Below are 13,758 nucleotides of genomic sequence, written 5' to 3' on the forward strand. Positions count from 1 at the left end.
CAAAGCCTCGCCCGCGCATTCCAGCCAATGTGATGTCACGACATCTGTGGACACCCCGGTGAATGCAAGTAGAATCTTCAGTCAGGTATCATTTGCGAGTAGTCGGGTGCTGACATCTGTCCGGCCTTTGAAGCGACCTTTGAGTGTCGCGGGCCCGTATGGGAGTTAGCGGACCAGATCCAAACCACGAAAGCGTGCTTTGATGCACTTCGTCGTGAACTGATTCTTCTGGCCCCTCTCATCGACCGTTTCGCCATACCTTCCTTTTGACCTTCCTACATTCTCGACGCCTCAGGCTGTGCGGCTATGCCGCCGCCGGAGCTCTATATGTCCCACCCGATGCCATCAGTGCCCACGCGATCCGAGCGAGCTTGTTGGCCAAAGCCACTATCACAAGCATGCGCGGTTTGTGGGCGAGCATGCGAGCAAGCCACGTTTTCTGTTGACTGCCGCGCTTACAAGCTTGTTGGACCACGGCGCAGGCGCCAATAATCAGTAGTCGCCGAAGCGTCCGCTCGCCCATTTTCGACGTCGAGCCGAGTTTTTGTTTTCCTCCTGTTGAACGTTGCAGTGGCGTCAGGCCCAGCCAGGCGGCAAAGTCGCGGCCTTTCTTGAAGGTTGTAGCGTCCGGCGCCAGCGCAATAAGAGCCGTTGCGGTTATCGGCCCGATGCCAGGGATTGTCGTCAACCGGCGCGCGTCTTTGTCCTCCCTGGTGCGCCGTACGATTTCGCGATCGAGTTGCTTGATCTTGTCTTCCAAAGACCCGAGCGCTTCGATTAGCATGAGAAGCACCATACGCGCTGCTTCCGGAAGATCGCTTTCGGGATCTCTAGTCTTTTCAATCAACTTAGCAACATGGGCCGGCCCTTGGGCGACAATCAGTCCGTATTCCGCAAGATGCCCACGCAGGGAATTGATCAATTGAGTCCGTTGCCGCACCAAGATATCTCGAACCCGAAATACCGCTGAGCTGGCCTGCTGCTCCTTGCTCTTAACTGTGACAAACCGCATCGTTGGTCGTTGAGCCGCCTCGCAGATTGCCTCAGCATCGGCCATGTCGTTTTTCTGGCGTTTGACGAACGGTTTAACGTAGGCTGGAGGGATTAAACGAACCGTATGACCGAGATCACCGATAGCGCGCGCCCAATAATGGGCCCCACCACAAGCTTCCATTGCAACTACGCAACGCGGCTGGCTAGCGAAGAAACTCAATACTTTGTCACGCCGCAATTGCTTTCGGTAAGCAACGGATCCCGAAGCATCGGCGCCATGCGCCTGAAACACGTTTTTCGCCAGATCCAACCCAATTGTGCTAACGTCCATTTCGGGCACTCCTCTGTTGTGGAGGTTAAACACCTGCCACCTTGGCACATCGATGCCGTCGAGGTTGTCGCTGCCGGCGATTGGTTCACGGAGGTCTACGATCCGGAGATCGCGGACAACCTGTACAAGCCGGGTTATTCATACCATCAGGATATGAAACGAAGGTGAGCGGCTCGCATGCCCACATTGGATCGAAATAAACTGAACCGCATCGTCATTTCAATCGGCATCCGCGCGTCCTTGGGTACAGCTATAAGATGAGTTTGGGTCGTCGCCATGAGATGATGACGTTCCCCACTTTCTGTCAGCTCAAGCGCAATGAAATCCAATTCTTAAAACTCGTTGTCTTAGATGTTGATTGCAGCGGTTACGGCGTTCCCTGCGAGATGAAATAGGCGGCTCGTTTCTGGGATAGGAAGCATCACAGATGCTGTTCGTCAACAATCAGGCGATTGCAAGCCGGACATTCGATACGCGCCTCGCCTGCGATATCCCTTGGTGAGGAGCGTTCGGCAGCGCATGCTTGCCGGACCCCAGAGGCAGGCTAGTGTCCTCACCGATATGATCGGTCAGAACAGGAAAATCTGTCGTTAGCCACAAGCCGATGGGCTTGGCTGGCGCCGTCTGCGCCCAGACGACGGATGCATACGAACCCACCTTGCCGGCAAGCACTATGGCCGGCAGGAAATGACGAATGCGATTCATCGCATCACTCCCAAATCAACAATGGCATGCTGGCTCGGCTACTGTCGATGTGCCAAGACGCTGGAACGATCCAGTGCGATTGTGACGACAATCGGGCAATGACATTAAATCTTCCTGATATGATAGCTCATTTCGAAGCGTCTTTTCATAGCGCGCGGGAACTTCACGCTGAACAGCAGTTTGGAAACATGCCTCGTGCGGCAAGTGGAGGTCAGGAAATATACCTATGAAAAACAATAAATTAACCCGCAATTCATGAATAGGAATTCAGGTCAGCTGGTTGCCAAATCAATTCGGAATAGCAATTGCTTCCTCGCTATCGCTCAATTGCTTTCTTCTCGCTCTTTGTATCATACCATGATATTTTAAACCTACGTGATTTTGGTGATTCTGAATGTGGGATGAACAGCTGGAACAATTACAGGCCCATTCACCGCTATTTCGTTCCCTCTTCCCTGCATTGAAGCATGATTAGCGACAGCAATCTCGCATGCACGCAAAGAGGGCGGCAAATCTGCGATAGAGATTAGGGGCAAGGGAAACGATGCAACGCGTGCTAATTGTTGAGGATGATCCGCTCATCGCAATCGACCTCGAGCATACCATTCATGCTCTGGGATACGTGACGTCCGGAATAGCTAACAGCTTTGATAGCGCAAAACGCCTTGCACCTCATTCGGATCTTGCCCTTGTCGACGTCAACCTTATCGACGGCGCCACCGGACCACGCATCGGGCAATTTCTGGCCAGCGAATTTGGTATCTCCGTCGTCATGGTAACGGCTAACCCTGAGACTGTTGCCGATGGCATCTTCGGGGTAATCGGTGTCATCTCCAAGCCGGCGCAACCGGTAACAATCAAGCAGGTGTTGGAGTTTATGTCGAACCACAAGACTCACCAGACGCCCCGTCCTCCAGCGCTACACCTGTTTGCGCCGGAAAGACGCGGCCCGCTCTAGGAAGATCAGTCACATCATGCATACGACGCGCAAATCCCTCGGCCTTCTGTCATTGCGCCTTGAACAGATGCTGCAACGTCATGGCGTTCTGGATGGACAAGTCCAGATGGAATCCTCCAAGACTGGCGAGCTGTCGGTCGAGCTGCAGCATAGGCTGGCCGGTCTCCTCGAAAACAAGGCCGAACTCAAAGGACTGATCGAGGTCGGACGAGAGGTGCGCCGTGGTAAACCGCTCTCCCCGGCCGTAATGAATGCTGCGCAGATCATGATGGAGGAAGTCTGCGGTGCACTCGAAGGCGGGAAGACAAAACAATAGTATGTTTCGTACCGCTTTACATCATACCCATAGCTTGAACGTCGCTTGTAGCTGGAGCGTCCGATGAGACGCCGGTACCGCCTGTGATCAATCGGATCGCGAAAGGCGCCGAAGCCGCCTCAGGGATTCGACCAGCAGTTCCTCGTTATCGAGCATCCCCTTGAGATGGATCGTCGCCAATCTCTCAAGCAACTCTTCGCCAATCTCGGTGAGGCCGATCAACACGCTCCGCTTGTCTTCCGTAGAGGGTATGCGGATCGCGAGACCTGCGGCCTCCAACCGATCTACCAACTGAACCGCGCCGTTATGTTGCAACAGCATTTGTTCGGCGAGCTCCCGCATCATGATGCGGCCTGTTGAGGCAACCTTGATCACGAGCAATGCCTGATATTGCTGCGACGTCACGCCCACTTCGGAAAGTGCAGCCTCACTAAATGAAAGAAACCGTCGCATGGCGAGCCGCACGCCAGCAAGGCCGTGATATACATCGGGATTCAGGGGTTCGTTTACCTCAAATGCCTGTTTGTGAGATCGTCTGGCCCGCTTGTCGGAACGCATACACATCTTTTCCTTTATATACCCCATGACCATATATTTTACGCATGTCGTGACTGGCAAGCACCCAGGAAAACCGTCACATCGACCTGCATGTCGATGTCACTGGCCAAGCGTAGGAAAAACGGTTCTCTTGCCCTCGCCTACGGCCCTCTCAATCCCGTGACTTTGCGTCCTGACCATATCGCTCCGTTTTCAGTGGCTCAATAAAGTCTCGTATTTTATATCATTCCATGACATATAGCGCCGGCAGCCGCCGCTTCCATATTTCCTTAGGCAAATAATGTCATCGCGCATCCGTAGACCGAAACTGCTCCGCCGTTCCCGTGTGATCTGGGGGTCTTTCAATCTCTGGCGGCCAAGATTGGTGTTCTGGACGGGGGCTCTGGCGATTGGCGTGATCAGCGTCGGCTTTGCCAAGGCTGCGGATCTGGCGCAGCGTGCCTTTACGGGCGTGACCCAATCGGGCGAATGGACGTGGCTGCTGCCGTTGCTGCTCACCCCCCTCGGCTTCGTGCTGTCAGCCTATCTCGCGGCGACGCTGTTTCCCAATTCGCAAGGGAGCGGCATCCCGCAGGCAATTGCCGCGCGGCACCTGCATCATGACGAGGACCGCACGAAACTGCTGTCGCTCCGGCTTGCCTTCGGCAAGATCGTGCTGACCATATTGGGCCTTTTCAGCGGCGCCTCGATCGGCCGCGAGGGACCGACGGTTCAGGTCGGCGCTTCCTTCATGCTGGCGGTCGCCCGCTTCGGCGGCATGGCGCAGGCAAAGGGGCTGATCCTTGCCGGTTCCGCCGCCGGTATCGCCGCCGCCTTCAACACGCCGCTCGCCGGCATCGTCTTTGCCATCGAGGAGATGAGCCGCACCTATGAGTCCCGCGCCAACGGGCTGGTGCTGACGGCCGTCATCCTGTCCGGCCTTGCCGCCCTCGGCCTTTCCGGCAGCTACAACTATTTCGGCACGGCCGATGTCGCGCCGACGATGTTTCGCGACTGGGTCGTCATGCTGATCTGCGGCGTCGGCGGCGGTGCGCTCGGCGCGACCTTCAGCGGGCTGGCGCTCTATGCCGGCATCCGCATCCGCCGCTGGGCGCAGCCGCAGCCGCTCGGCAGGATGCTGATCCTGGCAGGTCTCTGCGGCCTCGTCGTGGCCGCCATCGGCGTGTTCTCCGGCGGCCAGACCTTCGGCACCGGCTACGAGCAGGCTCGCGGCGCGGTGGAAGGCCACGCCCTGCCGATGCTGTTCTTCATCGAGAAGCTGCTGGCAAGCTTCCTGTCGATGATTTCGGGCATTCCCGGCGGCATCTTCGCACCTTCGCTCGCCGTCGGCGCCGGCTTCGGCAGCACGGTCGGGACGCTTGTCGGCGGCGGCGTGGCACTTGCGGCAATCCTCGGCATGGCCGGCTATTTCGCCGGCGTGGTCCAGGCGCCGATGACAGCCTTCGTCATCATTCTGGAAATGACAGGCGACCACCAGGCCGTCATCCCGATCATGGCGGTATCGATGATCGGCTACGTGACCTCCCGGCTGCTGTCGCGCGAGCCCCTGTATCACGGGCTTTCCCGCGTCTTCATTGCCGCGGCGATCCGCGCCCGGCGAGCCATGGAGAAAGAAGGCTTGCATCAACCATGAGGATTGCGGATGCGATTACAGCTGATTGTATCGACCTTTGAAGTGTTGCGGTTATCGGCCGATCGCGTGAGCGCAATCCAGGCGTTGCTATTGATCTTTCCTTTGATGACGGCACTTGCTCATGCCCAGGTGCGCGAGCCAGCACTAGCTACAGGCCGCGTCGCAGATTGTGCTGATCTTGTTGACGAGGTGCTTGCAAAAGCGAACGGCCGATTGCTTTCGTTCCGCTCGGACGAGAAAAAATGCACCATCACAATCCTTCGGGCAGAGGAAGGCCAACGACCGGAAAAAGTCGTCCTGCAGGTCGATCGGCAAGACGCAGTTCGGCATGAAAAGTAAGCCTTTTGGGCCAGTTACCCATCGACAAGCCCGTGGGCGACGAGGCGAAGCATTGAGGCCTTATTGGCATTTCCCTATTCGCTCCAAAGCAGCGGCAACGCCTGACAAAGAGTAGGTATAGCTGGTTGCCGTTCCTCGCTTGGAGGTGGCATGCAGTTCCAGTTTATCGCCCGATTTGAGCGCCTGGATCATGATCGGCTGATCAGCTTCGTTTTCAACCCAGCCATGCCGGTCCTGGGTGAACATCGCAAAGGTTTTGCCGCCAATTACGGCCGTCATTGGCGCACCTTGCTTGAGATCGTAACCTGCTATCGCTTCCGGCACATAGTCCTTTTCCGGCGGATGCGCCACCATGAAGAAATTATCGCCATGATCGACACCGGAGGGCTTTTGGGTGACAGGCGTCGACAAGATATAGCAACTCGTACCGGCGCCGGTCTTATACGAAAATGCACCCCACGCGCCGAACTGGTCGATCCGGACAGGCGCTGCCGCTTGAGCTGCGGTGATTGCGGACATGGCGAGTACGAGAGAGGCTGCAAGAATTTTGACAGTCATCTTCCTATCATTTCTTCTATCAAGGAAGTCCGGCACGAGCCTGTGTGCGCGAGCTAAGTCATGCTTTCAAAGTCTGCCGTCATAGCGTGGCTCGGCGCGAACAATTTCCTTCAACATTGACTTGGACCCAATCCATCGAAACGAATCGGCCACTTTTCATAGCTCGGATTGTATGTCATGTCATGATATATGTGCCCTCGACGATCGGTCTGCCGCCGCTTGGCCACGCATCGGCGTCGAATGACAGGCAGATAACCAAAAGGCATGTCCTCATGGTAGAAACAGAGAAGTCGAACCTTGAATATGAAAAGGTACTCGAGCCGATCGAGAACGCCCCTGCTTGGCACGTCTCAAATAAAGATGCGCCGGAGCATGACGAGGACTTGCGATTGAGCCTGCTTCTGCTGTCGGCACTGGCACTCGGCCTCGGCATCGTGACGGGGTTGGGCGCGGTCCTCTTTCGTGATTTGATTGGGCTTTTGCACAACCTATTTTTCAACGGCACATTCTCAATCGCCTACGATGCAAACGTTTTCACCGCACCCAGCCGATGGGGTGTATTCATTATTGGCGCGCCGGTGATTGGAGGGATCATTGTAACCTTTCTCGTCAGCAATTTTGCGCCTGAGGCCAAGGGGCACGGCGTCCCGGAAGTCATGAACGCCATTTATCATCATGAGGGCCGGATCCGGCCGATTGTCGCCGTCGTGAAATCTCTGGCGTCCGCGGTCGCGATTGGTAGTGGCTCGTCGGTCGGCCGCGAGGGACCGATCATTCAGATCGGTTCGGCGTTGGGATCGACCCTTGGGCAGATTATTCGCATGCCGATCGGCCAGCGCATTGTCATGGTCGCGGCCGGCGCTGGCGCGGGTATCGCCGCAACCTTCAATACCCCGATCGGCGGCGTAATGTTCGCCATCGAACTGATGATGCCCGAAGTCAGCGTCAGTACCTTTCTGCCGGTGGCCATCGCAACCGGAGCGGCGACTTTCGTCGGGCGTTGGTTTATCGGCCAGCAGCCCGCATTTCTGGTGCCACCCTTGCAGGCACTGACGACCGACGCCAGCGCAATTGTTTTATTACTATTCTACACAGTCCTCGGTGGCCTAACGGGCGTTGCGGCGGCCGCTTTCATTCATGGCCTGCATCTGGCCGAAGACTGTTTCGACAAAATCCCGGGTCGCTACACGCGTCATATCCTGGGCATGTTCCTTCTTGGCCTGCTCATGTATGGTCTCTTTGTCTCATGCGGCCAGTATTATGTCGATGGTGTCGGATACGCGACGATCGAAAGTATTCTGGTTGGCAATACGACTACCCTTTGGCTCCTGGCCTTGCTGTTTGCGTGCAAGTTGATGGCAACGTCGATGAGCCTGGGGGCGGGATCTTCCGGCGGGATTTTCTCGCCGTCACTCTTCATGGGCGCAACGCTCGGTGGTTGCTTCGCAGCCTTGCTTCAAGCGCTCGGAATTCCAATTCCGATCAGCATCCCGGCTTTCGCCATGGTCGGCATGGGCGCGATGGTCGGCGGTGGCACCGGCGCGGTGATGACAGCCATAACCATGACATTCGAAATGACCCGCGAATATGACATTGTCATGCCGATGATTCTTGCGGTCGCCACCAGTGTCGGTGTCCGGCGGCTGCTTTCCCGCGAGAACATCTACACGCTCAAGCTGGTTCGTCGGGGTCGGCCGATACCCAAGGCGCTGCATGCCAACATGTTTCTCGTGCGCCATGCACGCGAAGTCATGGACAGCGACATCCTTGTCTCGCAAGCCGAGCAAAGTTTCGATGAGTTCCTGCGCCAACACGAGGGGGAAGGACGGCTTCGCCACGTCGTGGTCATCAAGGGCAACCATGTCTTTGGTGTCATACGCATCAACACAGGGCTGCGGCGCGGCTTGGAAGATCGTCATACGGGCGTGAATCTCGGCGATATCGCAAACCGTGATTTTACCATCGTCGGCACGGAAATGATTGCCTCCGAGGTCATTCAGCGGCTGTGGCGAAAGAACGCATTCATGGCCGTGGTTGTTCGCGGGCACGGCGTTCCGCGAGAAGCCGACGTCGTTGGCGTGATTACCAGGGAACACGTTGCCAATTCGGTGGCTGACGGCCTCAAGATCTATCCGAGATAAAACACACGATCGCGGACTTTCTGCGGGAGCTTGCGCCGATTATTCGACCAGCGTGGAGGATGATACGTTATTCCTTGCCGAATAGCCCGGTTGCCCGCTGATATGGGCGACGAAGATAGCGAAAGCCGCAATCGAGCAAAGCACGATGATAAGAGGTATAACGACCGTCTTTATGAGGTCCATAACCGAGGGTGCCGTCCCCGGATCTCTCTTTCCAATATCGCCAAATGTCCGAATTTTCGATCGGCAACGCAATTCCGGCGGTCGAGGGTTCGCGTTACAGACGGCAGCTTCAACGCGACGCCGTCTGGATTGCGTTCTTATTGTTTTGAAGTGCACCACCTCAGCCATGTTCAAATACCTAGAGGTTGATAAGGCTCGGATGAATTTCGGCTTACAGGCGTAAGCCGGCCGGCCGTTCCACTGATCAGTTAATGTGCCGCCCGATTATGGACGCAAGCAACCCTTATCCGGTTCGCGTAGCAGTCGTATGGGACGACAGATCCGTTGGCCTTGTCTCCTCGGTATCCATCACCGATCCAACCGAACCGAAGACGCGGGCGTCACCGCCTTCGTTTCTCAAAACTCCACCGACAGCACCATAAACCACGACGATTGCACCAGCTTCGACAATGAGATCGTTGCAAATCGTCCCATGAAGCTCGAAAGTCCGGCCTCTCGGGACCGTAAGACTGCCGGTGACTATTCCATAAAACCGTACATCGCGATCTAGCCGTATCGAACCATCAATTCTCGCATCAAGCCGTTCCACCCGAAGCTCCTCCGTGGATAAAGCGCTCTGTCTTTCAGTGTCCCGACCGACCGCCTTTCATTTTGCTCCTCTCCACAATATATGTCATAACATGATATAAATTGAAAGGGCTCAGCTGACAGTCGGTTGAAATCAATGCAACTTGATTGCCTGCCTCATCGCAGACGATGGGAAACTGGCATGACGTCATATCGGACAATTGCCATGCCAGTTCCGGACTTCGATGAATTTTACCCTTTGAGGATTGTGATCGCTCTGTACGGACTATATCATGTTGTGATATAAATTGCCTCTCACCTCGCAGTATGGACAGGGTTGCTGCCGATGGCGCCAAAGCAAAAGACGAATGCAATAGCGGCGCTTTTCGATGACCTTGCCAGTGCAAACGAGGCGATTGAGCGTCTGGTTTCCGTTGGCATCTCTCCGACAAAGATCGAGGTGCTGACGGGAGCCGATGCCATCGCATTTGCGGCCAGCGAGGAGAACGGATTCTGGCACAAGCTTGCCACGTTGCTTTTCGAGGACGACGATAGGAGCGCCCTCCTGCGAAACTTGCGTCATGGTAGTCATTTGCTTGTTCTCAGCAATCTCGAATTCGATGAGGATGACCTTGCTCTCGATGTTCTCGACAACGATGATCTTTGGGATGCCCCTGCCGGCCCCTTCGAAAGATGAAATTCCGTTGCCATAAATGGACGCAGAGGGCGATTTCTCGCTGCTCATTCGCTTTCTGATATGCCACCACTGGCAAGTATCAGAGCTTCGTATCGGCACGCTTAACCGGTCCTAACAATATTCGGCGGCCTGCCGCCTCCGAGAAGTGCCATGACGATCAGTAATTTCCTGCACCTGGGGGCGACCAAGCCGCCGCTGGACGGCTAGAGTTCAGGAATACTCGCGTTCGTTTAATGAAGTCAGGCGCAAGGAGGAGCAGCTTTGTCTCGTGACGCCCAGGGAACCTATCCGCCGATTGGCGTCCTGAAGCCGGTTACCGAGAATATTTGGATTGTGGACGGCCCACTCATTCGATTTGGCATGCCATGGCCAAAGATGGCATTTCCGACGCGAATGACTGTGATCAGGCTTGCTGGTGGACTCTTCCTTCATTCGCCGACGGCTCTATCCCCCCATCTAAAGAAGGAACTGGAAGCTTTGGGCGCTCCGCGCTGGATCGTGGGGCCGAACCGCATTCATTATTGGTGGATCCCCGATTGGAAAGATGCCTATCCGCGCGCGCAAATCTATCTTGCTCCGCATATCCGCGAACAGTCCAAGGGACGCATCAATTTTGCTGCGCATGCGCTGTCGTCGACGAACGGTTACCCTTGGGATCAGGAACTCATGACCCTACCTGTGGAAAGTAGTTTCATGACTGAGATCGAGTTTTTCCATCTTACTAGCCGTACATTGGTGCTCACCGACCTCATCGAAAACTTTGAGCTTTGTCGGCTCAATGGTTTTCTCATGTGCTGGCTGACATGGTTCGGTGGCGTGCAAGATCCTCATGGGAGCATACCCAGGGACATGAGAATGACATTCCTGCGAAATCGTGGAAGGCTCAAAGCCGTTGTCGAACAGATGATCGAATGGAATCCGCAGCGCATTATTCTGGCACACGGACGATGGTATGAAACTGACGGTACCCAGGAACTGCGCCGTGCCTTTGCTTGGCTGCTTAGATAGCGTTCATCGATAGCAGATATTTGAAATCCATCCGTTTACCGAACGTTTTGGTCCTTTGGAACCTGGCCTGTCGAAATGGTTGCGAAGCGTCCTGCTTAAAGCGTCAGCCGTCGCCGGAAAGGCAACTTGTCACGGGGCGTTATGCATATGCCGGAAAGGTTTCAACTCGTTGCCATCCTTGCCATCTGCCTGGGCTTCATTTCAACACTTACGTGCTCGTCGATGTCTTACGACATGCTTAACAACGCTGATGGTCCCCAATATGATCCTGTCAAACGCGTCCAGATTCTGGTCCGACACAGTCCTGCGTTCCCCCTCAAAACTATCGACTCATGAATCCTTCCACGAAGTCCGCGAACGCACGGGCCTTGGCGCTCGCCAGCCTGCCGGTCGGGAATACCGCCCACAGGTCGAGCGGCAGCAGTTCCCAGTCTTCCAATAGGCGGACGACGGTTCCGGTTTCCAGTTCCGGGCCGAACATCCAGTCGGAGGCAACGGCTAGGCCCATGTCGGCAAGGACCGCGGCCCGGATTCCCTCCGCGGCGCTGAAACGGACCCTGCCTGACACGGCAACAGAGGCCTCCGTCCCCTGCTTGCGGAAGGTCCAACTATTGCCGAGCTGGCTGTAGACGACCGCCGGGTGGGTGGCGAGATCTGCCGGGACGAGCGGAATACCGTGCTGCCGAAGATAGCCCGGCGTCGCGATGACCGAGCGGCGGCTGGATGCGATGCGCCGTGCGACGGCCGAGGAATCGGCAAGCTCCCCCATCCGCAGCGCGACATCGATCCCCTCGGTAACGAGGTCGATAATGCGATCGTCGAGGATCACGTCCACCTCCAGTTCCGGATGGGCCGCCATGAAGGTGGGAAGTTTGGGGACGACCATCAGTCTGGCAAAGGTTGTCGCAGCGCAGACGCGCAGGCGGCCAGACAGCCCCACCCCGGCTCCCCGCGCTTCCAGTTCCGCCTCGTCCGCCTCTTGAATCGCCGTCCTGGCGCGCTCAAAGAAACGCATCCCGGCATCGGTGGGCGTCAGGCCGTGGGTCGATCGGATAAGCAGGCGGACCCGGAGCCTGTCCTCCAGTTGCGCGATCGTCTTCGAGATCGCCGGCTGGCCGACACCGATCTGGCGGGCCGCCTCCGAAAAGGAACCGGTTTCCACAACCCGCACGAACGCGGTCATCGCTTGTAGCCTGTCCATTGCCTATTCTCCTTCGGAATAAGCATTATCGCTTGAAGGCGGCTGCCACAACGTCCTTGGAATGATCATAACAGCTCTAACGACAAAGACAGTCGATGGAGATGACGATGATTGAAGTTTATGCTTTCGCCACGCCGAACAGCGTAAAGGTGCCGATTGCCCTCGAAGAAATGCGACTTTCCTACGAATTGAAGCCAGTCAACGTTCGCAAGGGCGAGCAGCGGCAAGCGGCATTCTTCGCTCTCAATCCGAACGGCAAGGTTCCGGTGCTGGTGGACGACACCGATGGCGACAGGCTGGTTGTGACCGAAAGTGCCGCCATTCTCGTCTATCTCGCCGAGAAGACGGACAAGCTTTTGCCGGAAAGTGGCCCAGATCGCGCCCGCGTTTTCGAACAACTCTTCTTCCACGCCTCGGGCTTAAGCCCCGCCTTCGGCAATGCCGGCTTCTTCAAACATTCGTCGCCCGAGCCGCAGCCGGTCGCGGAGTCACGCTTTTCCGGAGAAGCCGAACGGATCCTCAGCCTGCTCGACAAGAGGCTCGCCGGCCAAGCCTTCGTCGCAGGCGACAGCTTCACGATCGCCGACATCGCCCATTTCGGCTGGCTGTGGCGGCGCCAGTTCCCCGGTCTGACGCTCGACGGCCGGCCTAATCTTTCCCACTGGTACGAGCAGGTCGCATCCCGCCCCGCCGTTCAGCGCGCCATCGCCCGCGTCGAGGCCCTTGTCCCGGCCGCCTGACTTTCCTTTCCGCTTTCCAATCCGAACACCGGAGAACCACCATGTCCCGCTTCGACACCTACAGGAATGCGTTTGCAAATGCTCGCCTCACGCGATCCGAGAGTGGCGTCCTTGAAGTCACGCTGCATACAAACGGCGACAAGCTCGTCTTCAACGGCCATACCCACGAACAGTTCGTCGACCTCTTCCACGCAATCGGCTCCGACCCGGATAACCGCGTCGTCATCCTGACCGGCTCCGGCGATGCCTTCATGGACGCGATTAGTCCCGAGGGTTTCGATTTCTTCTCGCCGCACGGCTACGACAAGATCTACCGCGAGGGCAAGAAAGTCCTCATGAACATCCTCGACATCGAGGTGCCGCTGATCGCCGCGCTAAACGGCCCGGTCCTACTGCATTCGGAATATGCGCTGCTGGCCGATATCGTCCTTGCCACACCGGAAACCGTCTTCCAGGACAAGCCGCATTTCGACTTCGGCATCGTGCCCGGCGACGGCGTCAATCTGCTCTGGCCGGAGGTAGTCGGCAGCGTGCGTGGCCGCTACTTCATCCTCACGCGCCAGGTGCTCGACGCAGCGACCGCCAAGGAATGGGGAGCAGTGAACGAAATCTTGCCGGCGGGAAACCTGCTCTCTCGCGCCCATGAGATCGCCGAGGGACTGGCAGCCCTGCCGCCTCTCACCAGCCGCTACACCCGCATCGCGCTCACCCAGAAGCTGCGTCGCATCATTGACGAGGGCGCCGGTTACGGCCTGGCTCTCGAAGGCATCAGCGCCGCCGAAGTCGCCCGCTTGATGGCCGCCAACGGCTGATCGCGCAAATTTGTCCGT

The 13,758-nt window shown here is 56.9% G+C and carries 14 protein-coding genes; 8 read left to right on the forward strand and 6 right to left on the reverse strand.

Annotated features, from left to right (window positions below):
* Positions 1 to 304: 304 nt before the first annotated feature.
* Positions 305 to 1,324 (reverse strand): IS110 family transposase, encoded by a 1,020-nt coding sequence (locus ACJJVH_RS30305; RefSeq protein WP_113452800.1) that lies wholly within the window; start codon positions 1,322 to 1,324, stop codon positions 305 to 307.
* A gap of 444 nt (positions 1,325 to 1,768) precedes the next feature.
* Positions 1,769 to 2,029, reverse strand: a complete 261-nt coding sequence (locus ACJJVH_RS30310; protein ID WP_412066256.1) for a hypothetical protein — start codon at positions 2,027 to 2,029, stop codon at positions 1,769 to 1,771.
* 544 nt (positions 2,030 to 2,573) lie between these two features.
* Here ACJJVH_RS30310 and ACJJVH_RS30315 point away from each other — a divergent pair.
* Positions 2,574 to 2,987: a response regulator gene (locus tag ACJJVH_RS30315; protein ID WP_412066257.1), complete on the forward strand. Its 414-nt coding sequence runs from the start codon at positions 2,574 to 2,576 to the stop codon at positions 2,985 to 2,987.
* 16 nt (positions 2,988 to 3,003) lie between these two features.
* Positions 3,004 to 3,303, forward strand: coding sequence for a hypothetical protein (locus ACJJVH_RS30320; protein ID WP_412066258.1), 300 nt, complete (start codon positions 3,004 to 3,006; stop codon positions 3,301 to 3,303).
* An 87-nt stretch (positions 3,304 to 3,390) separates the two neighbouring features.
* On the opposite strand, the gene ACJJVH_RS30325 is transcribed toward ACJJVH_RS30320, so the two are convergent.
* Positions 3,391 to 3,861: a MarR family transcriptional regulator gene (locus ACJJVH_RS30325; RefSeq protein WP_113452298.1), complete on the reverse strand. Its 471-nt coding sequence runs from the start codon at positions 3,859 to 3,861 to the stop codon at positions 3,391 to 3,393.
* Positions 3,862 to 4,141: 280 nt separating this feature from the next.
* On the opposite strand from ACJJVH_RS30325, the gene ACJJVH_RS30330 reads away from it, so the two are divergent.
* Together ACJJVH_RS30330 and ACJJVH_RS30335 are read left to right on the forward strand one after the other, a co-directional pair.
* The gene (locus ACJJVH_RS30330) at positions 4,142 to 5,494 is read left to right on the forward strand and encodes a chloride channel protein (RefSeq protein WP_412066259.1); all 1,353 of its coding nucleotides are present in this window, start codon (positions 4,142 to 4,144) and stop codon (positions 5,492 to 5,494) included.
* Between the two features lie 9 nt (positions 5,495 to 5,503).
* Positions 5,504 to 5,833, forward strand: a complete 330-nt coding sequence (locus tag ACJJVH_RS30335) for a hypothetical protein (protein WP_113452828.1) — start codon at positions 5,504 to 5,506, stop codon at positions 5,831 to 5,833.
* Positions 5,834 to 5,893: 60 nt separating this feature from the next.
* On the opposite strand, the gene ACJJVH_RS30340 is transcribed toward ACJJVH_RS30335, so the two are convergent.
* Entirely contained in the window at positions 5,894 to 6,391 is a 498-nt protein-coding gene (locus tag ACJJVH_RS30340; RefSeq protein WP_412066260.1) for an invasion associated locus B family protein, read from the reverse strand.
* Between the two features lie 272 nt (positions 6,392 to 6,663).
* On the opposite strand from ACJJVH_RS30340, the gene ACJJVH_RS30345 reads away from it, so the two are divergent.
* Positions 6,664 to 8,532: a chloride channel protein gene (locus tag ACJJVH_RS30345; protein WP_412066261.1), complete on the forward strand. Its 1,869-nt coding sequence runs from the start codon at positions 6,664 to 6,666 to the stop codon at positions 8,530 to 8,532.
* A 1,036-nt stretch (positions 8,533 to 9,568) separates the two neighbouring features.
* Here the strand turns inward: ACJJVH_RS30345 and ACJJVH_RS30350 are convergent.
* Positions 9,569 to 10,027 carry a hypothetical protein gene (locus ACJJVH_RS30350; RefSeq protein ID WP_412066262.1) on the reverse strand — a complete coding sequence of 153 codons (459 nt, stop codon included), beginning with the start codon at positions 10,025 to 10,027 and terminating at the stop codon, positions 9,569 to 9,571.
* 213 nt (positions 10,028 to 10,240) lie between these two features.
* Between ACJJVH_RS30350 and ACJJVH_RS30355 the strand changes: the two genes are divergently transcribed.
* On the forward strand, positions 10,241 to 10,987 hold the full coding sequence (locus ACJJVH_RS30355; RefSeq protein WP_412066263.1) for a DUF4336 domain-containing protein: 747 nt from the start codon (positions 10,241 to 10,243) through the stop codon (positions 10,985 to 10,987).
* A 322-nt stretch (positions 10,988 to 11,309) separates the two neighbouring features.
* Here ACJJVH_RS30355 and ACJJVH_RS30360 read toward each other — a convergent pair whose 3' ends face one another.
* The gene (locus tag ACJJVH_RS30360; RefSeq protein WP_412066264.1) at positions 11,310 to 12,188 is read right to left on the reverse strand and encodes a LysR family transcriptional regulator; all 879 of its coding nucleotides are present in this window, start codon (positions 12,186 to 12,188) and stop codon (positions 11,310 to 11,312) included.
* A 107-nt stretch (positions 12,189 to 12,295) separates the two neighbouring features.
* Here ACJJVH_RS30360 and ACJJVH_RS30365 point away from each other — a divergent pair, with 107 nt between their 5' ends.
* Entirely contained in the window at positions 12,296 to 12,928 is a 633-nt protein-coding gene (locus ACJJVH_RS30365; RefSeq protein ID WP_113452834.1) for a glutathione S-transferase family protein, read from the forward strand.
* A gap of 41 nt (positions 12,929 to 12,969) precedes the next feature.
* Complete coding sequence (locus tag ACJJVH_RS30370; RefSeq protein WP_412066265.1) at positions 12,970 to 13,740, forward strand: enoyl-CoA hydratase/isomerase family protein; 771 nt, start codon at positions 12,970 to 12,972, stop codon at positions 13,738 to 13,740.
* Positions 13,741 to 13,758 lie beyond the last annotated feature (18 nt).

It is taken from the genome of Rhizobium sp. SYY.PMSO (assembly GCF_046840415.1).
Taxonomy (GTDB): Bacteria; Pseudomonadota; Alphaproteobacteria; order Rhizobiales; family Rhizobiaceae; genus Rhizobium.

What these genes read in the sequence shown, in the direction of transcription:
- ACJJVH_RS30305 (WP_113452800.1), bottom strand. Translation starts at nt 1,324, where the DNA reads ATGGACGTTAGCACAATTGGGTTGGATCTGGCGAAAAACGTGTTTCAG.
- ACJJVH_RS30310 (WP_412066256.1), bottom strand. Translation starts at nt 2,029, where the DNA reads ATGAATCGCATTCGTCATTTCCTGCCGGCCATAGTGCTTGCCGGCAAG.
- ACJJVH_RS30315 (WP_412066257.1), top strand. Translation starts at nt 2,574, where the DNA reads ATGCAACGCGTGCTAATTGTTGAGGATGATCCGCTCATCGCAATCGAC.
- ACJJVH_RS30320 (WP_412066258.1), top strand. Translation starts at nt 3,004, where the DNA reads ATGCATACGACGCGCAAATCCCTCGGCCTTCTGTCATTGCGCCTTGAA.
- ACJJVH_RS30325 (WP_113452298.1), bottom strand. Translation starts at nt 3,861, where the DNA reads ATGCGTTCCGACAAGCGGGCCAGACGATCTCACAAACAGGCATTTGAG.
- ACJJVH_RS30330 (WP_412066259.1), top strand. Translation starts at nt 4,142, where the DNA reads ATGTCATCGCGCATCCGTAGACCGAAACTGCTCCGCCGTTCCCGTGTG.
- ACJJVH_RS30335 (WP_113452828.1), top strand. Translation starts at nt 5,504, where the DNA reads ATGCGATTACAGCTGATTGTATCGACCTTTGAAGTGTTGCGGTTATCG.
- ACJJVH_RS30340 (WP_412066260.1), bottom strand. Translation starts at nt 6,391, where the DNA reads ATGACTGTCAAAATTCTTGCAGCCTCTCTCGTACTCGCCATGTCCGCA.
- ACJJVH_RS30345 (WP_412066261.1), top strand. Translation starts at nt 6,664, where the DNA reads ATGGTAGAAACAGAGAAGTCGAACCTTGAATATGAAAAGGTACTCGAG.
- ACJJVH_RS30350 (WP_412066262.1), bottom strand. Translation starts at nt 10,027, where the DNA reads ATGAGCAGCGAGAAATCGCCCTCTGCGTCCATTTATGGCAACGGAATT.
- ACJJVH_RS30360 (WP_412066264.1), bottom strand. Translation starts at nt 12,188, where the DNA reads ATGGACAGGCTACAAGCGATGACCGCGTTCGTGCGGGTTGTGGAAACC.
- ACJJVH_RS30365 (WP_113452834.1), top strand. Translation starts at nt 12,296, where the DNA reads ATGATTGAAGTTTATGCTTTCGCCACGCCGAACAGCGTAAAGGTGCCG.
- ACJJVH_RS30370 (WP_412066265.1), top strand. Translation starts at nt 12,970, where the DNA reads ATGTCCCGCTTCGACACCTACAGGAATGCGTTTGCAAATGCTCGCCTC.